Origin of the sequence: Streptomyces sp. NBC_01317 (genome assembly GCF_035961655.1) — a bacterium.
In the GTDB taxonomy this organism is placed as follows: domain Bacteria; phylum Actinomycetota; class Actinomycetes; order Streptomycetales; family Streptomycetaceae; genus Streptomyces.
The window spans coordinates 2,080,173-2,097,061 of the sequence record NZ_CP108393.1 but is presented as its reverse complement, the minus strand read 5'-3'; the positions used below and the strand labels follow the sequence as shown (position 1 = coordinate 2,097,061).

16 protein-coding genes are annotated in these 16,889 nt (G+C 70.1%); 13 read left to right on the top strand and 3 right to left on the bottom strand.

Annotation, left to right across the window (positions count from 1 at the left end):
* Positions 1–369: 369 nt before the first annotated feature.
* Together OG349_RS08785 and OG349_RS08780 are read left to right on the top strand one after the other, a co-directional pair.
* Positions 370–666, top strand: a complete 297-nt coding sequence (locus OG349_RS08785; RefSeq protein WP_030350183.1) for a DUF4193 domain-containing protein — start codon at positions 370–372, stop codon at positions 664–666.
* Between the two features lie 12 nt (positions 667–678).
* On the top strand, positions 679–1,593 hold the full coding sequence (locus OG349_RS08780) for a hypothetical protein (protein ID WP_327234089.1): 915 nt from the start codon (positions 679–681) through the stop codon (positions 1,591–1,593).
* 48 nt (positions 1,594–1,641) lie between these two features.
* Here the strand turns inward: OG349_RS08780 and OG349_RS08775 are convergent, their stop codons facing one another.
* Entirely contained in the window at positions 1,642–2,100 is a 459-nt protein-coding gene (locus OG349_RS08775) for a DUF3093 domain-containing protein (protein ID WP_327234088.1), read from the bottom strand.
* Between the two features lie 132 nt (positions 2,101–2,232).
* On the opposite strand from OG349_RS08775, the gene dut reads away from it, so the two are divergent.
* The 10 genes from dut (at position 2,233) to OG349_RS08725 (ending at position 13,113) form a co-directional block, all read left to right on the top strand.
* Positions 2,233–2,748, top strand: a complete 516-nt coding sequence (gene dut, locus OG349_RS08770; RefSeq protein ID WP_327234087.1) for a dUTP diphosphatase — start codon at positions 2,233–2,235, stop codon at positions 2,746–2,748.
* Between the two features lies 1 nt (position 2,749).
* Complete coding sequence (locus OG349_RS08765) at positions 2,750–3,538, top strand: DUF3710 domain-containing protein (protein WP_327234086.1); 789 nt, start codon at positions 2,750–2,752, stop codon at positions 3,536–3,538.
* Positions 3,539–3,885: 347 nt separating this feature from the next.
* Positions 3,886–3,975 (top strand): K(+)-transporting ATPase subunit F, encoded by a 90-nt coding sequence (gene kdpF / locus OG349_RS08760; protein WP_167025832.1) that lies wholly within the window; start codon positions 3,886–3,888, stop codon positions 3,973–3,975.
* Positions 3,976–3,978: 3 nt separating this feature from the next.
* The gene (gene kdpA, locus OG349_RS08755) at positions 3,979–5,643 is read left to right on the top strand and encodes a potassium-transporting ATPase subunit KdpA (RefSeq protein WP_327234085.1); all 1,665 of its coding nucleotides are present in this window, start codon (positions 3,979–3,981) and stop codon (positions 5,641–5,643) included.
* Between the two features lie 26 nt (positions 5,644–5,669).
* Entirely contained in the window at positions 5,670–7,796 is a 2,127-nt protein-coding gene (gene kdpB / locus OG349_RS08750) for a potassium-transporting ATPase subunit KdpB (protein ID WP_442806370.1), read from the top strand.
* A gap of 14 nt (positions 7,797–7,810) precedes the next feature.
* Positions 7,811–8,473, top strand: a complete 663-nt coding sequence (locus OG349_RS08745) for a potassium-transporting ATPase subunit C (RefSeq protein WP_327234083.1) — start codon at positions 7,811–7,813, stop codon at positions 8,471–8,473.
* Between the two features lie 89 nt (positions 8,474–8,562).
* Complete coding sequence (locus OG349_RS08740) at positions 8,563–11,106, top strand: sensor histidine kinase KdpD (RefSeq protein ID WP_327234082.1); 2,544 nt, start codon at positions 8,563–8,565, stop codon at positions 11,104–11,106.
* A 26-nt stretch (positions 11,107–11,132) separates the two neighbouring features.
* On the top strand, positions 11,133–11,822 hold the full coding sequence (locus OG349_RS08735) for a response regulator (RefSeq protein WP_161308296.1): 690 nt from the start codon (positions 11,133–11,135) through the stop codon (positions 11,820–11,822).
* 151 nt (positions 11,823–11,973) lie between these two features.
* Positions 11,974–12,324 carry an OB-fold nucleic acid binding domain-containing protein gene (locus tag OG349_RS08730; RefSeq protein ID WP_388336682.1) on the top strand — a complete coding sequence of 117 codons (351 nt, stop codon included), beginning with the start codon at positions 11,974–11,976 and terminating at the stop codon, positions 12,322–12,324.
* Positions 12,325–12,327: 3 nt separating this feature from the next.
* Complete coding sequence (locus OG349_RS08725; RefSeq protein WP_327234081.1) at positions 12,328–13,113, top strand: DUF3159 domain-containing protein; 786 nt, start codon at positions 12,328–12,330, stop codon at positions 13,111–13,113.
* Positions 13,114–13,211: 98 nt separating this feature from the next.
* On the opposite strand, the gene OG349_RS08720 is transcribed toward OG349_RS08725, so the two are convergent.
* Together OG349_RS08720 and OG349_RS08715 are read right to left on the bottom strand one after the other, a co-directional pair.
* Positions 13,212–13,886, bottom strand: a complete 675-nt coding sequence (locus OG349_RS08720; RefSeq protein WP_327234080.1) for a potassium channel family protein — start codon at positions 13,884–13,886, stop codon at positions 13,212–13,214.
* Positions 13,886–14,554, bottom strand: a complete 669-nt coding sequence (locus tag OG349_RS08715; RefSeq protein ID WP_161308300.1) for a potassium channel family protein — start codon at positions 14,552–14,554, stop codon at positions 13,886–13,888. The genes OG349_RS08720 and OG349_RS08715 overlap by 1 nt, the downstream gene beginning before the upstream one ends.
* A gap of 206 nt (positions 14,555–14,760) precedes the next feature.
* Between OG349_RS08715 and OG349_RS08710 the strand changes: the two genes are divergently transcribed.
* Positions 14,761–16,812, top strand: a complete 2,052-nt coding sequence (locus OG349_RS08710; protein ID WP_327234079.1) for an APC family permease — start codon at positions 14,761–14,763, stop codon at positions 16,810–16,812.
* Positions 16,813–16,889: the final 77 nt, after the last annotated feature.

Sequence of the window (16,889 nt, the reverse complement as noted above, 5' to 3'; positions counted from 1 at the left end):
TGTTCGCTTTGCGCGGAATTTTCGGGGCCCCTGCCAGGTTGGGGGTTGTGTGATCGATCACAGGGTCGAATTCCCGCCCATCCACTCTCTGTGATCAAGCCACCTTCGGAAAGCCGGTAAAGTCCGGGTTTCCAGGGCCCCGGATCACGGGAAGTACACGGGGTGGCGCCCGTGTAGCACGACCCCAGGACCGTGTACGGTCCCCTTCGCCACCCGCAGTCGATCACTCAGCAGGAGTGCGATTGGGTGTCGATTGAGTAACAGACCTTGATGTGAGGCAAAATCTCCGCCTCAGGTCGGGCACAAGTCCGGCCTCTCACGCGTTACGTGCGCTGGAGACACCACAGAAACCCAGAGGGGGAGAGCGACATGGCAACGGATTACGACACCCCACGCAAGACCGATGACGACGTCGATCAGGACAGCCTTGAGGAACTGAAGGCCCGTCGGAACGACAAGTCGACCTCGGCGGTCGACGTCGACGAGTTCGAGCAGGCTGAAGGCCTGGAGCTGCCCGGCGCGGATCTCTCCAACGAGGAGCTTTCCGTCCGTGTGCTGCCCCGTCAGGCCGACGAGTTCACCTGCATGAGCTGCTTCCTGGTGCACCACCGCAGCCAGTTGGCCAGGGAGAAGAACGGTCAGCCCATCTGCCGCGACTGCGACTAGGGCGGGCCGGCCGTGACAGGCGACTCACCGTCTTGGAAACGGCGCTTCGGCCCTGCGGGTCCACCGGAGGCGTTCGAGAGCGGCTCAGGCCCGGCAGGAGGCCCTCAGCCTCCCGCCGAGCACTCCGCTCTCCTGCCCCTTCCGGGCCCGGACGACGACGAGCGAGACCCTCGGGTCTCGCTCGAAGCGGCCCAGGACGACCACGACGGCCCCAGGACCAAGGGCCGGCGCCTGGCAGCCGTCACACGGGGAGTACGCAAAGGAGGCGTGGGCGCCAAGGCGGCGCTCGGCCATCTCGCCGACCGGATCATCGAGAACGCTCCTCGGGTCCCGGTCCGCGATCTGGCGACGCTTCGCCGCCAGTTCCCGGGTCTCGGACCCGAGGAACTGGCCGACAAGCTGATCGCGGGCGCCGCGAACAGCAGCTCGACGGTGGGCGCGGGCATCGGCGCGGCGGCGATGCTGCCCGTGCCGCCCGCGATGCCCGCCGAGCTGGCGGCGGAGATCACCGCCGTCGCCGCGATCGAGCTCAAGCTCATCGCGGAGCTGCACGAGGTCTACGGACAGCGGCCGCCCGGCACGGCCAAGGAGCGCGGTTTCGCCTATCTGACCGCGTGGACGGAGGAGCGCGGGGTGGACGTCACGCGTCCGTCGACGATCAACAGCGCGCTGAGCGGCCGGATGAAGCGCGAGCTGCGCCAGCAGATCATGAAGCGCACCGTCCGCAGCCTGCCGAACCTGGTCCCGTTCATGATCGGCGCCGCGGTCGGCGCGATGATGAACCGCCGTGACACCCAGAAGGTCGCGGGGCGCGTCCGCAAGGACCTGCGCTCCCGGCAGGTGCCGTGGGAGGCGCTGCCCGAGCTGCCCCCGCTGGAGCGGCCCAAGGAGCTGCCGCCCGAGCTGCCCAAGGAGCTGGGGCTCTGAGCCGGCCCCCCGGGGCCCGGGCCGGCCGCCCGGTCCTGGGGGCGGCGCTCAGCCCGCCCGTACCGCTTCCAGCGCCGCCGCCAGAGCCCGCGGGTTCCTGGTGGACAGATAGAGGTACGGAGTCGCGTCGTCCGGGTCCGTGACCTGGACCCGCAGCGCGGTCGGCACATAGCTGCGCAGCAGCATGAAGGCCCGGGGATCGGCCTTGTGCAGCCGCCAGGCCCGCGCCTCCTCCTCGTCCAGCTCCTCGGCCTCGCCGAGCGCCGTGACCGGGATGCGGGCGTCGCCCGCGACGAGGGAGTCCGCGACGACCCGGATCCGTACCGATCCGTAGGAGCTGACCAGCACGGCGGCGAACGCCCCCGCGACGATCACTCCGCCCAGCAGCGGCAGTGGCCCGAGAGGCAGCAGGATCAGACCGCCCGCGACCCCGGTGAGGGCGGCGATCGCCCACCAGGAACGGGGCGCGGTCAGACGTTCGTCGTAGCGCGTGGCGGATGGCTCCATGGGCGCAAGCTTGGCACGGTGCTGTCCGGGGACCACCGCGCGGGTAAGGTCTGCGGCTGTGAGTAACGTGCCGCCGCTGTGCCGCCACCGGCGGACCACACCGGGCGCCCCCCGCGCCGCCGAGGTGAACCCATGAGCCGTCCCCCCGTTGACGTACTGATCCGCCGGGTCGATCCCGAGGTCCCGCTGCCCGCGTACGGGCATCCCGGCGACGCCGGGGTCGATCTGGTGACCACCGAGGCCGCCGAGCTGGCCCCGGGCGAGCGGGCCGTGCTGCCGACGGGGGTGTCGATCGCGCTGCCCGACGGGTACGCGGCCTTCGTGCACCCGCGCTCGGGGCTCGCCGCCCGCTGCGGTGTCGCCCTGGTGAATGCCCCAGGGACCGTGGATGCCGGGTACCGTGGAGAGATCAAGGTGATCCTCGTCAATCTCGATCCGCGCGAGGGTGTGCGGTTCGAACGATTGGACAGGATTGCCCAATTGGTCGTCCAGCAGGTCGAGAAGGTGCGCTTCCACGAGGTGGCGGAGCTTCCCGGGTCCGCGCGGGCCGAAGGGGGCTTCGGGTCCACCGGGGGCCACGCCTCCGTGGGCGGCGCACAGGGTGGGAATCGATACGCTTCGGTCGTATCAGACCGGGAAGGACAGTAACGTGTTCGGTCGCAAGAAGAGTGGTTCCGCAGAGGACGCGGCGGACGCGGCAGGCGAGGCCGAGCAGTTCGACGGCGTTGGCGGCGTTGACGGCGCCGACGCGGACGACAGCGAGGCCGCGTCGGGCTCCCGCCGGGTGAATCTTCCCCCGGCGCCCCGCCCCGACGGCCCCTGGGACATCTCGGAGGTCTCCAAGCCCGACGAGGGCCGCGTCGACCTGGGCGGCATCTTCGTGCCCGGGGTCGACGGCATGGAGCTGCGCGTCGAGGTCGCCGGTGACGCGATCGTCGCCGCCACCATCGTCCTGCGCGACAGCGCGGTCCAGCTCCAGGCCTTCGCGGCGCCCAAGAAGGAAGGCATCTGGGGCGAGGTACGCGAGGAGATCGCCTCCGGCATCACCCAGCAGGGCGGCATCATCGACGAGGTCGAGGGCCCCCTGGGCTGGGAGCTGCGGGCCCAGGTGCCCGTACAGCTGCCGGACGGCACCGGCGGCATCCAGCTGGTGCGCTTCATCGGTGTCGACGGCCCCCGCTGGTTCCTGCGCGGGGTGATCTCCGGCCAGGGCGCCGTCCAGCCCCAGGCGGCGGGCCTCCTGGAGCAGATCTTCCGGGACACCGTCGTCGTGCGTGGTGACGGACCGATGGCGCCGCGTGACCCGATCGTCCTCAAGCTGCCCGACGACGCGCAGATGGTCGCCGAGGGTGTCCAGCAGGAGGAGCAGGAAGGATCCCGCTTCTCCGGTGGCATGGGCTCGCTCCAGCGCGGCCCGGAGATCACCGAGGTGCGCTGACCTCCGCCGTACCAGCTCTCTCCACGTGTGGCCGGTGGGCCGCTCCCGTCCCCGGGGTGCGGCCCACCGGCCTTTTCCGGTGCTCTCCGCAGTGCTGTCTCCGGTGCCTTTCCCCGTGTCTTCCCCGGCGATCACGGGCGCGTCCGTAAGGAGTCCGTCAAGCCGGTGCCCCGGGACGTATGGGAGCCGTCAACAACCGCGGGACCGCTCATCACAGGAGGTTTCCTCAGGAAGTCACATTTCCCGGAAATCATCTAGGAGCACACGATGGCCGACGTGGCCTTCGTCGTCACCACGATCGCGGTCTTCGCGCTGGTGGCCCTCATCGCCAAGGGGGTCGCGAAGCTATGACCGCCGAGAACATCGCCGGCCTGGTCGTGGCCGTCGCCCTGCTGGGCTATCTCGTCCTCGCCCTCCTCTTCCCGGAGAGGTTCTGAGTGATGGGTCCCGTCCCCGCCGGCGTGCTCCAGGTGGTCGCGCTCGCCGTCGCCCTCGGTCTGGCGTACCGCCCCCTCGGCGACTACATGGCAGGCGTCTACAGCTCGTCCAAGCACCTCAGAGTCGAGAAGGCCGTCTACCGGATCATCGGCGCCGATCCCACCACCGAGATGCGCTGGCCCGCCTATCTGCGCGGCGTCCTCGCCTTCTCCGCGGTGAGCGTCCTCTTCCTCTACCTGCTCCAGCGGGTCCAGGGCGGTCTGCCCGGCTCGCTGGGCTTCTCCTCCATCGACCCGGACCAGGCGTTCAACACCGCCGCGTCCTTCGTCTCCAACACCAACTGGCAGTCGTACTACGGCGAACAGGCCATGGGCCACGTCGTACAGACCGGCGGCCTCGCCGTCCAGAACTTCCTCTCGGCCGCCGTCGGCATGGCCGTCGCGGTGGCGCTGGTACGGGGCTTCGCCCGCTCCCGCACCGGTGAGCTGGGCAACTTCTGGTCGGACCTGGTGCGCGGCACCGTACGGATCCTGCTGCCGATCGCCGTCATCGGCGCGATCGTCCTGGTGGCCTGCGGCGCGATCCAGAACTTCGCGGGCATCCACGAGGTCGGACAGTTCACCGGTGGTTCCCAGCAGTGGAACGGCGGCGCCGTCGCCTCCCAGGAGGCCATCAAGGAGCTGGGCACCAACGGCGGCGGCTACTTCAACGCCAACTCCGCCCACCCCTTCGAGAACCCCAACGGGATCTCCAACCTCTTCGAGATCTTCCTGATCCTGCTCATCCCGTTCGCCCTGACCCGCACCTTCGGCCGGATGGTCGGCAGCGTCAAGCAGGGCTACGCGATCCTCGCCGCCATGGTGGTGATCTGGATCGGCTTCACCGCCCTGATGCTGTGGACGGAGTTCCACCACGGCGGCACGGCGTTCCAGGACGCGGGCGGCGCCCTGGAGGGCAAGGAGACCCGCTTCGGGGTCGGCGGCTCGTCGATCTTCGCGGTGGCCACCACCCTCACCTCCACCGGCGCGGTCAACGCCTTCCTCTCCTCGTTCACCGGGTACGGCGGCGGGATCGCCCTGCTCGGCATGCAACTGGGCGAGGTGGCGCCGGGCGGGGTCGGCTCCGGCCTCTACGGGATCCTGATCATGGCGCTCATCGCGGTGTTCCTCGCCGGGCTGATGGTCGGCAGAACGCCCGAGTACCTGGGCAAGAAGATCGGCACCCGCGAGATCAAGTTCGCCGCGCTCTACATCCTGATCACCCCGGCGCTGGTGCTGAGCTTCACTGCCGTGGCCATGGCGCTGCCCACCCCGGGCCACTCCATGACCAACTCCGGGGCCCACGGCTTCTCCGAGATCCTGTACGCGTACACCTCGGCGGCCAACAACAACGGCTCGGCGTTCGCCGGGCTCAACGCCGACACCCAGTGGTTCAACACCACCCTCGGCATCGTCATGCTGCTCGGCCGCTTCCTCCCCATGGTGTTCATCCTCGCCCTGGCCGGTTCGCTCGCCGGACAGAAACCGGTGCCCGAGACGCTGGGCACCCTCCGTACCCACAAGCCGCTCTTCGTCGGGCTGCTCGTCGGCACGATCCTGATCGTCACCGCTCTGACCTACTTCCCGGCGCTGGCCCTGGGCCCGCTGGCCGAGGGGCTGGGGTCATGAGCGTCCGTCCCGAGCACGAGGATCCGATGTCCACTGTCACTCCGACCCGTGCGCCGCACAGCGACATACCCGGCGGCCACGGCCCGGGGGACGGCCGCGTCGGCGGGGGTCTGTTCGATCCCAAGCAGCTGATCACGTCCTTCCCCGAGGCGCTGCGCAAGCTCGACCCGAGGGTGATGGTCAAGTCACCGGTGATGTTCGTGGTCGAGATCGGCTCCGTCCTCACCACCGTCCTGGCCCTCACCCACCCCGGGGACTGGTTCGGCTGGGCCATCGCCGCCTGGCTCTGGCTGACCACGATCTTCGCCAACCTGGCGGAGGCCGTCGCCGAGGGGCGCGGCAAGGCGCAGGCGGACACCCTGCGCCGGGCCAAGACCGAGACCGTCGCCCGCAGGCTCGTGGAGAAGAACCCCGCGAGCCGCGCCGAGGAGCGGGTGCCCGGCACCGAGCTGCGCATCGGCGACCTGGTCGTCTGCGAGGCCGGGGACATCATCCCCGGCGACGGGGACGTCGTCGCGGGCGTCGCCTCCGTGGACGAGTCCGCCATCACCGGTGAGTCCGCGCCCGTCATCCGCGAGTCCGGGGGCGACCGCTCGGCCGTCACCGGCGGTACGAAGGTCCTCTCCGACCGGGTCGTCATCAAGATCACGACAAAGCCCGGCGAGACCTTCATCGACCGCATGATCAAGCTGGTCGAGGGCGCGGCCCGGCAGAAGACGCCCAACGAGATCGCGCTGAACATCCTGCTCGCGTCCCTCACGATCGTCTTCCTGATCGCCGTCGTCACCCTCCAGCCGTTCGCCGTCTACGCGGGCGCGGGACAGTCCCTGATCGTGCTGACCGCCCTACTGGTCTGCCTCATCCCGACGACCATCGGCGCCCTGCTCTCGGCGATCGGCATCGCGGGCATGGACCGGCTGGTGCAGCGCAACGTGCTCGCCATGTCGGGCCGGGCCGTCGAGGCCGCGGGGGACGTCTCCACGCTCCTGCTGGACAAGACCGGCACGATCACCCTCGGCAACCGCCAGGCCGCCGAGTTCGTCCCGGTCGCCGGGGTGACCGCCGCCGAACTCGCGGACGCCGCCCAGCTCTCCTCGCTGGCCGACGAGACCCCCGAGGGCCGGTCCGTGGTCGTCCTCGCCAAGGAGCGGTACGGGCTCCGCGAGCGCGGCCGGGGCGAACTGGCCGGCGCCGAGTGGGTCGCGTTCACCGCCCAGACCCGGATGTCCGGCGTCGACCTCACGGAGCACGGCGCCACCCGCCGTATCCGCAAGGGCGCGACCGGCTCGGTCGTCGCCTGGGTCGAGCAGAGCGGCGGGCGTGCCTCCACGGAGGCCAGGACGCTCACCGAGCGGATCTCCACGGCCGGCGGCACCCCGCTGCTGGTCGCCGTGGAGGACGGCACGGGAGCCCGGGTCCTCGGGGTGATCCACCTCAAGGACGTCGTCAAGGAGGGCATGCGGGAACGATTCGCCGAGCTGCGCCGTATGGGCATCAAAACCGTCATGATCACGGGCGACAACCCCCTCACCGCACGGGCCATCGCGGAGGAGGCCGGCGTCGACGACTTCCTCGCCGAGGCCACCCCCGAGGACAAGATGGCCCTCATCAAGCGGGAACAGGCCGGCGGCAAGCTCGTCGCCATGACCGGCGACGGCACCAACGACGCCCCGGCGCTGGCGCAGGCGGACGTGGGCGTGGCGATGAACACGGGCACCTCGGCCGCCAAGGAGGCCGGGAACATGGTGGACCTGGACTCCAACCCCACCAAGCTCATCGAGATCGTGGAGATCGGCAAGCAGCTGCTCATCACGCGCGGCGCGCTCACGACCTTCTCCATCGCCAACGACGTCGCGAAGTACTTCGCGATCATCCCCGCGATGTTCGCGGTCGCCTACCCCAGCCTGGACCGGCTCAACATCATGGACCTGTCCTCGCCCGAGTCCGCGATCCTCTCCGCCGTCGTCTTCAACGCGCTGGTCATCGTGGCGCTGGTGCCGCTCGCCCTGCGGGGCGTGCGCTACCGGCCGACGAGCGCCGACCGGATGCTCAGGAGAAACCTGGGGATCTACGGCCTCGGCGGGCTGATCGCCCCGTTCGCCGGGATCAAGATCATCGACCTGCTCCTCTCCCTCATCCCCGGCATCGGGTGAACGGCATGTCTCTCATGAACAGCTCCGCAAGCGGCGGCGCACGGCTCCTCGGGGCCGCCCTGCGCGCCCTCATCGTCCTCACCGTCCTGTGCGGGGTGCTCTACCCGCTGGCCGTCACCGGCGTCGCCCAGGGCCTCTTCCCCCACCGGGCGAACGGCTCGGAGGTGACCTCGGACGGCCGGGTCGTCGGCTCCTCCCTCATCGGACAGCGCTACGACCTGCCGCTGAAGAAGGGCCAGGAGACCCCCGCGCCGGACCTCAAGTGGTTCCAGCCGCGCCCCTCCAACGGCCTGGGCGGCAACTCGGTCAACACCCAGTACAAGCTGATCCTCTCCGGGGCGACCAACCGGTCCGGCGACAACGAAGAGCTGATCCAGTGGGTCAAGGACGCCAAGGCCGCCGTGGTGAAGGACAACTCCGTCCCCGGCCACCCGGTCAAGCCCTCCGAGGTGCCGCCCGACGCGGTGACCTCCTCGGGCTCGGGCCTCGACCCGGACATCTCACCGGCTTACGCCCGGCTCCAGGTGAACCGGGTGGCGGAGCGCAACCACCTCACCGCCGAACAGGTCGGCCGGCTGGTCGAGGACCACACCGACGGGCGCACGCTCGGCTTCATCGGCGAACCCACGGTGAACGTCCTCGCCCTCAACACCGCCCTGAAAGAACTGGCCGGCTGACCGCGCCAGCACATCCTCAGGACCGTCCGGCCCGCGGCGACCACCGCGGGCCGGACGCGCCGGAGCGTACGGAAGACGACAATGGGGCCATGGGACGCGGCAAGCTGAGGATCTATCTGGGTGCGGCGCCCGGGGTCGGCAAGACGTACGCGATGCTCTCCGAGGCCCACCGCAGGGTCGAGCGCGGTACGGACTGCGTCGTCGGCTTCGTCGAGCACCACGGCCGGTCCCGTACGGAAGTCATGCTGCACGGCCTCGAAGAGGTACCGCGCCGGGAGCTGCAGTACCGGGAGACGCTGTTCACCGAGATGGACGTGGACGCCGTCCTGGCCCGCCACCCCTCCGTCGCGCTCGTGGACGAGATGGCCCATACGAACGTCCCCGGCTCCCGCAACGAAAAACGCTGGCAGGACATCGAGGAACTGCTCAGGGCCGGCATCGACGTCGTCTCCACCGTCAACATCCAGCACCTCGAATCACTCGGTGACGTGGTCGAGTCCATAACGGGCGTACGGCAGCGGGAGACCGTACCGGACGAGGTGGTGCGGCGGGCCGACCAGATCGAGCTGGTCGACATGTCCCCGCAGGCGCTGCGCCGCCGCATGGCCCACGGGAACGTGTACAAACCCGACAAGGTCGACGCGGCCCTCTCCCACTACTTCCGGCCCGGGAACCTGACCGCGCTGCGTGAGCTGGCGCTGCTCTGGGTCGCCGACCGGGTGGACGAATACCTCCAGGAGTACCGGGGCGAGCACAACATCCGCTCCACCTGGCAGGCCCGCGAACGCATCGTCGTGGGCGTGACCGGCGGGCCCGAGGGCCGTACGCTCATCCGCCGCGCGGCCCGCCTCGCCGAGAAGGGCGCGGGTGGCGAGGTGCTCGCCGTCTACATAGCGCGCAGCGACGGCCTCACCGCCGTGTCGCCCAAGGAACTCACCGTCCAGCGCACCCTGGTGGAAGACCTCGGCGGCACCTTCCACCACGTCATCGGCGACGACATCCCCTCCGCGCTGCTCGAATTCGCCCGGGGCGTCAACGCCACCCAGATCGTGCTGGGCTCCAGCCGCCGCAAGACGTGGCAGTACGTCTTCGGTCCCGGCGTCGGCACGACCGTCGCCCGGGAGTCGGGCCCCGACCTCGACGTCCACATCGTCACGCACGAGGAAGTGGCCAAGGGGCGCGGCCTGCCGGTGGCGCGCGGCGCGCGCCTGGGCCGCCAGCGGATCATCTGGGGCTGGCTGGTCGGGGTGGTCGCGCCCGTCCTGCTCTCCCTCCTGCTCACGGCCCTGCACGACACGCTCGGACTCGCCAACGACGTCCTGCTCTTCCTGTTCCTGACGGTGCTGTCCGCGCTGCTCGGCGGGCTGCGGCCGGCCCTCGCCTCGGCCGCCGTGAGCACCCTGCTGCTGAACTTCTACTTCACCCCGCCCACCCACACCCTTACGATCCAGGACCCCAAGAACCTCGTCGCCATCACGATCTTCTTCGCGGTCGCCGTGGCCGTCGCGTCGGTGGTGGACCTGGCGGCCCGCCGTACGCACCAGGCCGCCCGGTTGCGGGCGGAGTCCGAGATCCTGTCGTTCCTCGCGGGCAGTGTCCTGCGCGGGGAGACGACGCTCGACGCGTTGCTGGAGCGGGTACGGGAGACCTTCGCCATGGAGTCGGTGGCCCTCCTGGAGCGCGGCGGGGACGTCGAGCCCTGGACTCGCGCGGGCAGTGTGGGGCCCGCGCCCGTGGACCGCCCCGAGGCGGCCGACGTGGACATGCCGGTGGGGGATCACATGGCGCTGGCGCTGTCGGGGCGGGTGCTGCCGGCGGAGGACCGCCGGGTCCTGGCGGCCTTCGCGGCGCAGGCGGCGGTGGTGCTGGACCGGCAGCGGCTGGTGGGGGAGGCGGAGCACGCGCGGGCGCTGGCGGAGGGCAACCGGATTCGTACGGCGCTGCTAGCGGCGGTCAGCCACGACCTGCGGACCCCGCTGGCCGGGATCAAGGCGTCGGTCACCTCCCTGCGCTCCGACGACGTGGAGTGGTCCGAGGAGGACCGGGCCGAGCTGCTGGAAGGCATCGAGGACGGCGCCGACCGGCTGGACCACCTGGTGGGGAACCTGCTGGACATGTCCCGGCTCCAGACGGGAACCGTCACCCCCCTGATCCGCGAGATAGACCTCGACGAGGTCGTCCCGATGGCGCTGGGCGGTGTCCCCGACGGCAGCGTCGTCCTGGACGTCCCCGAATCGCTGCCCATGGTCGCCGTCGACCCCGGCCTCCTGGAGCGCGCGGTCGCCAACATCGTGGAGAACGCCGTCAAGTACAGCCCGTACGGACAGCCCGTCGTCGTCGCGGCCAGCACCCTCGGCTCGCGCGTCGAGGTGCGCGTCGTGGACAGCGGCCCCGGTGTCCCCGACGATGCCAAGGACCGCATCTTCGAACCCTTCCAGCGCCATGGCGACGCCCCGCGCGGCGCCGGGGTCGGCCTCGGCCTGGCGGTCGCCCGCGGCTTCGCCGAGGCCATGGGCGGCACCCTCGCCGCCGAGGACACCCCCGGCGGCGGCATGACCATGGTCCTCACGCTCCGAGCGGCTCCCGGACCCGCGCCGGCCCCCTCGGGACAACCCGCCCGCGTCAGCTCATGACCGGGCCCGCAGAAAGGCAGACCCCTATGACCCGGGTGCTCGTGGTCGACGACGAGCCGCAGATCGTGCGCGCCCTCGTGATCAACCTCAAGGCGCGCAAGTACGAGGTGGACGCGGCGGCCGACGGGGCCGGAGCCCTCGAACTCGCCGCCGCCCGCCACCCCGACGTCGTCGTCCTCGACCTCGGGCTGCCGGACATGGACGGCGTCGAGGTGATCAAGGGCCTGCGCGGCTGGACCCGTGTCCCGATCCTCGTGCTCTCCGCTCGCCACACCTCCGACGAGAAGGTGGAGGCGCTCGACGCGGGCGCCGACGACTACGTCACCAAGCCCTTCGGCATGGACGAGCTGCTGGCCCGGCTGCGCGCCGCGGTCCGGCGCGCGGAACCGGTCGGCGGGGACGGCGACGAGGGGGTGGCGCTGGTCGAGACGGAGGGCTTCACCGTCGACCTGGCCGCGAAGAAGGTGCACCGCGAGGGACGGGACGTACGGCTCACGCCCACCGAATGGCACCTGCTGGAGGTCCTCGTACGGAACACGGGCCGGCTCGTGAGCCAGAAACAGCTCCTCCAGGAGGTCTGGGGGCCCTCGTACGGCACGGAGACCAACTATCTGCGGGTCTACATGGCCCAGCTGCGCCGGAAGCTGGAGACGGATCCCTCGCACCCGCGGCACTTCGTCACCGAACCCGGCATGGGCTACCGCTTCGAACGTTGATGCGAGTGTTCGGCCGACGGGAGGACGGGATGGGCGTGTCATGGTTCGAATCTCGGTTCGAAAACCCGGTGCGGGACCCGCGAACGCCGAGCCCGGGGCCCGGTACCCTCAAGGTATGAGTGCTGAGAAGCCGAGCGGCCGCTTCCGCCGGATGCTCGAACGGCTGTCCAGCTCCCAGGAGGATCTGGAGTCCGAGGAGCTGCGGGAGGACACGCAGGCGTCGGGCTGCACCCGGATCTCCGAGTGCAGCGACCGCCAGATCGTCCGGGTGGCTGGTACGTTGCGGACGGTCACCCTGCGTCCACGGGCGGGAGTCCCCGCTCTGGAGGCGGAGCTGTTCGACGGCACCGCGCCGCTGGACGTCGTGTGGCTGGGCCGGCGCTCCATCGTGGGCATAGAGCCGGGCCGCAAGCTGATCGCCTCCGGCCGGATCTCCATGAGCCACGGCCGGCGGGTGCTGTTCAATCCCAAATACGAAATCCGACCGCTCGGACAGGAGTAGCCGGTGACGTCACTCGACAAGCCCGCCGCCTCGACAGCCCCACCCGCCTCTCCCGCCACGGCGGAGCAGCAGGCGGCCGACGCGAAGGCCGTCACCGAGGCGGCGCTTTTCGAGGCCTTCGGCGGCCTGCGCGGCATGGTGGAGACGGTCCTCCCCGGACTGCTCTTCGTCACGATCTTCACGATCAACAAGGACCTGCACACGTCGGCGATCGCCGCCGTGGGGGTCTCGCTGGTGCTCCTGGTCGTCCGGCTGGTCCGCCGCGACACGGTCAAGCACGCGTTCAGCGGGGTCTTCGGCGTCGCCTTCGGTGTCGTCTTCGCGATGATGACCGGCAACGCCAAGGACTTCTACCTGCCGGGCATGCTCTACACGCTGGGCCTGGCCGTCGCGTATCTGGCGACCGCCGCCGCCGGGGTGCCGCTGATCGGGCTGATCCTGGGCCCGGTCTTCAAGGAGAACCTCTCCTGGCGCACCCGTAACCCCGGCCGCAAGAAGGCCTATGCGAAGGCCAGCTGGGCGTGGGGCCTGATCCTGCTGGCCAAGTGCGCGATCCTCTTCCCGCTGTACTGGTGGGCGGACACGGCGCAGCTCGGCTGGGTCCTGGTGGCGCTCAAGATCCCGCCGTTCCTGCTGGCGGTCTGGCTGACCTGGGTCTTCCTGGCGAAGGCGCCGCCGCCCATCGACGTGTTCGCGGAGATGGAGGCGGAGGAGGAGGCCGAGAAGGCCCGCAAGGCCGCCGCCGCCGGGACGTCGGACGGCCCGGTGAGCCACCGGCGCGAGGCGTAGAGCCCGCTCCGTACGGGATTCCGTACAGGACGCGCTTCGGGCGCCGGACCGCAACAGGTCCGGCGCCCGAAGCCGTTCTTCCCGTCTTTTGGCAGGCCCTAGTCCGTCTCCTCGCGGAGCACCGACAGCAGATCCTCCAGCTGCTCCTCGCGCGCCTGCGCCGCCACGAACAGCAGCTCGTCGCCCGCCTCCAGGGTCTCCTCCGGATTCGGCGTCAGCACACGCGTCCCGCGGATGATCGTCACCAGCGAGGTGTCCTCGGGCCAGACCACGTCCCCGACCTGCGTGCCCGTCACCGCGGACTCCGGCGGCAGCGTCAGCTCGACCAGGTTCGCGTCCCCGTGGCTGAAACGCAGCAGCCGTACGAGATCGCCGACGCTCACCGCCTCCTCCACCAGCGCCGACATCAGACGCGGCGTGGAGACCGCGACGTCGACGCCCCAGGACTCGTTGAAGAGCCACTCGTTCTTGGGGTTGTTCACCCGGGCCACCACCCGCGGCACCCCGTACTCGGTCTTGGCGAGCAGCGAGACGACCAGATTCACCTTGTCGTCGCCGGTCGCGGCGATCACCACGTTGCAGCGTTGCAGCGCGGCCTCGTCCAGCGAGGTGATCTCACAGGCATCGGCCAGCAGCCACTCCGCCAACGGCACCCGCTCCACCGAGATGGCGGTCGGTGCCTTGTCGATCAACAGGATCTCGTGACCGTTCTCCAGCAGCTCGCCCGCGATGGAACGGCCCACCGCCCCGGCCCCGGCAATCGCGACGCGCATCAGTTCCCGCCTTCGTCCGGGCCCTCGGCGAATGACGCCTCGACCTTCTCGATCTCGTCCGTACGCATCATCACGTGGACGAGGTCGCCCTCCTGGAGCACCGTCTGCGACGTCGGCAGCATGGCCTCGCCCAGCCGGGTGAGGAACGCCACGCGCACGCCCGTCTCCTCCTGGAGCGTGCTGATCTTGTGCCCGATCCAGTGCGCCGACGTGTGCACCTCGGCGAGCTGCACGCCGCCGCTCGGATCCCGCCACAGCGGCTCCGCGCCGGACGGCAGCAGCCGTCGCAGCATCTGGTCGGCGGTCCAGCGGACCGTGGCCACGGTCGGGATGCCCAGGCGCTGGTAGACCTCGGCGCGACGGGGGTCGTAGATACGGGCCGCGACGTTCTCGATGCCGAACATCTCCCGGGCCACGCGCGCCGCGATGATGTTCGAGTTGTCGCCGCTGCTGACCGCCGCGAAGGCGCCGGCGTCCTCGATCCCCGCTTCCCGCAGGGTGTCCTGGTCGAATCCGACGCCGCTGACCCGGCGGCCCCCGAAACCGGAGCCGAGACGGCGGAAGGCTGTGGGGTCCTGGTCGATGACGGCGACCGTGTGCCCCTGCTGCTCCAGGGTCTGCGCGAGTGCGGCTCCCACCCGGCCGCATCCCATGATGACGATGTGCACGTGCGCTTACCCCGCAGTCCTGGTCATCTCGCTGACCTGCGAAAACACCCTGTTCACTCTTCCTTCTCGGCATACCGCGCGACCGGCGGGACACCGTATACGGTGTCCCCTGCACCTGAGCTTATGCGGCAACGCCGCCGTTGCCGCCATCTCAGTAGGCGGTGCTGCCTGCACAGCTCATCGTTCGAACGCATACGATCCTTTGCGTGTCCAAACTGACCGACGTGCCCAAACGGATTCTCATCGGGCGGGCGTTGCGTAGCGACAGGCTGGGAGAGACCCTCCTCCCCAAACGCATCGCGCTGCCCGTCTTCGCCTCCGACCCGTTGTCCTCGGTGGCGTACGCACCGGGAGAAGTCCTCCTGGTCCTGTCCGTCGCGGGTGTGTCGGCCTACCACTTCAGCCCGTGGATCGCCGCCGCCGTCGTGGTCCTGATGTTCACGGTTGTCGCCTCCTACCGGCAGAACGTCCACGCCTACCCGAGCGGGGGCGGCGACTACGAGGTCGCCAACACCAACCTCGGGCCGAAGGCCGGCCTCACCGTCGCCAGCGCGCTGCTGGTCGACTACATCCTGACTGTGGCCGTGTCCATCTCGTCCGGGGTCGAGAACCTGGGCTCGGCGATCCCCTTCGTCATCGAGAACAAGGTGGCGTGTGCCGTCGGGATCATCATCCTGCTGACGGTGATGAACCTGCGCGGGGTACGGGAGTCGGGCAAGCTCTTCGCCATCCCGACGTACGTCTTCGTCGGCGGCGTCTTCCTCATGATCCTCTGGGGCGCGTTCCGCGGTCTTGTCCTCAACGAGACCATGCACTCCCCGACCAGCGACTTCAAGATCAAGGCGGAGCACCAGGGACTGGCCGGCTTCGCGCTGGTCTTCCTGCTCCTGCGCGCCTTCTCCTCCGGATGTGCCGCGCTCACCGGCGTCGAGGCGATCAGCAACGGCGTCCCGGCGTTCCGCAAGCCCAAGAGCAAGAACGCCGCCACGACCCTCGCCCTGATGGGCGGCCTCGCCGTGACCATGTTCTGCGGCATCATCGGCCTGGCCATGGCCACGCACGTGAAGATGGCGGAGTTCCCGGAGACGGACCTGCTGCGGAGCAGCGGCGTCCCGGTCGGTCAGGGGTACGTCCAGAACCCGGTGATCTCCCAGGTGGCGGCCGCCGTCTTCGGTGACGGAACGTTCTTGTTCGTGGTGCTCGCGGCGGCCACGGCGCTGGTGCTGTTCCTGGCCGCGAACACCGCGTACAACGGCTTCCCGCTCCTCGGCTCGATCCTCGCCCAGGACCGCTACCTGCCCCGTCAGCTGCACACCCGCGGCGACCGCCTGGCGTTCTCCAACGGCATTGTCCTGCTGGCCGGCGCGGCGGCGCTGCTCGTCTGGATCTACGGCGCCGACTCGACGCGGCTGATCCAGCTCTACATCGTCGGGGTCTTCGTCTCCTTCACCCTGAGCCAGACCGGCATGGTCCGGCACTGGAACCGCCACCTCAGGACCGAGAAGAACGTGGCGAAGCGCCGCCACATGGTCCGCTCCCGGGCCATCAACGCCTTCGGGGCGTTCTTCACGGGGCTGGTGCTCGTGGTGGTCCTGGCGACCAAGTTCACGCACGGCGCCTGGGTCGCGCTGCTCGGTATGGTGATCTTCTTCGCCGTGATGACCGCGATCCGCAGGCACTACGACCGGGTCGCCGAGGAGATCGCGGCGGCCGAGGGCCCGTCCGACGACAGCGTCAGGCCGTCCCGCGTGCACTCGATCGTCCTCGTCTCCAAACTCCACAAGCCGACGCTGCGCGCCCTCGGTTACGCGAAGCTGATGCGCTCCGACACCCTGGAGGCGCTGTCCATCAGCGTCGACCCGGCGGAGACGAAGGTGCTGCGGGAGGAGTGGGAGCGGCGGGGCATCAACGTGCCGCTGAAGATCCTGGACTCCCCGTACCGCGAGATCACCCGCCCGGTGATCGAGTACGTACGCGGCCTGCGCACCGAGAACCCGCGGGACGCCGTCAGCATCTACATCCCCGAGTACGTGGTGGGCCGCTGGTACGAGCACCTGCTGCACAACCAGAGCGCGCTGCGGCTCAAGGGGCGGCTGCTCTTCACGCCGGGGGTGATGGTGACCTCGGTGCCGTACCAGCTGGAGTCCTCGGAGCGGGCGAAGAAGCGCGCGAAGAAGAGGGCGGTGTACCAGGCGCCGGGGGCGGTGCGGCGGGGTCCGGTGGACGAGAGGCCGAAGGAGCCGACGAACAAGGGCTGAGGGTCGCGGAGGGTTTCGCCGGTGGCGGGCGGCGGGACGGGGCGCACGTACACTGGTGGGCTGAGCAGGAGCACAGG

Excerpts from the sequence above, each read along its gene's own strand:
- OG349_RS08785 (WP_030350183.1), top strand. The coding sequence starts at position 370 with ATGGCAACGGATTACGACACCCCACGCAAGACCGATGACGACGTCGAT.
- OG349_RS08775 (WP_327234088.1), bottom strand. The coding sequence starts at position 2,100 with ATGGAGCCATCCGCCACGCGCTACGACGAACGTCTGACCGCGCCCCGT.
- dut (WP_327234087.1), top strand. The coding sequence starts at position 2,233 with ATGAGCCGTCCCCCCGTTGACGTACTGATCCGCCGGGTCGATCCCGAG.
- kdpF (WP_167025832.1), top strand. The coding sequence starts at position 3,886 with ATGACCGCCGAGAACATCGCCGGCCTGGTCGTGGCCGTCGCCCTGCTG.
- kdpA (WP_327234085.1), top strand. The coding sequence starts at position 3,979 with ATGGGTCCCGTCCCCGCCGGCGTGCTCCAGGTGGTCGCGCTCGCCGTC.
- kdpB (WP_442806370.1), top strand. The coding sequence starts at position 5,670 with ATGTCCACTGTCACTCCGACCCGTGCGCCGCACAGCGACATACCCGGC.
- OG349_RS08745 (WP_327234083.1), top strand. The coding sequence starts at position 7,811 with ATGAACAGCTCCGCAAGCGGCGGCGCACGGCTCCTCGGGGCCGCCCTG.
- OG349_RS08740 (WP_327234082.1), top strand. The coding sequence starts at position 8,563 with ATGGGACGCGGCAAGCTGAGGATCTATCTGGGTGCGGCGCCCGGGGTC.
- OG349_RS08735 (WP_161308296.1), top strand. The coding sequence starts at position 11,133 with ATGACCCGGGTGCTCGTGGTCGACGACGAGCCGCAGATCGTGCGCGCC.
- OG349_RS08730 (WP_388336682.1), top strand. The coding sequence starts at position 11,974 with ATGCTCGAACGGCTGTCCAGCTCCCAGGAGGATCTGGAGTCCGAGGAG.
- OG349_RS08720 (WP_327234080.1), bottom strand. The coding sequence starts at position 13,886 with ATGCGCGTCGCGATTGCCGGGGCCGGGGCGGTGGGCCGTTCCATCGCG.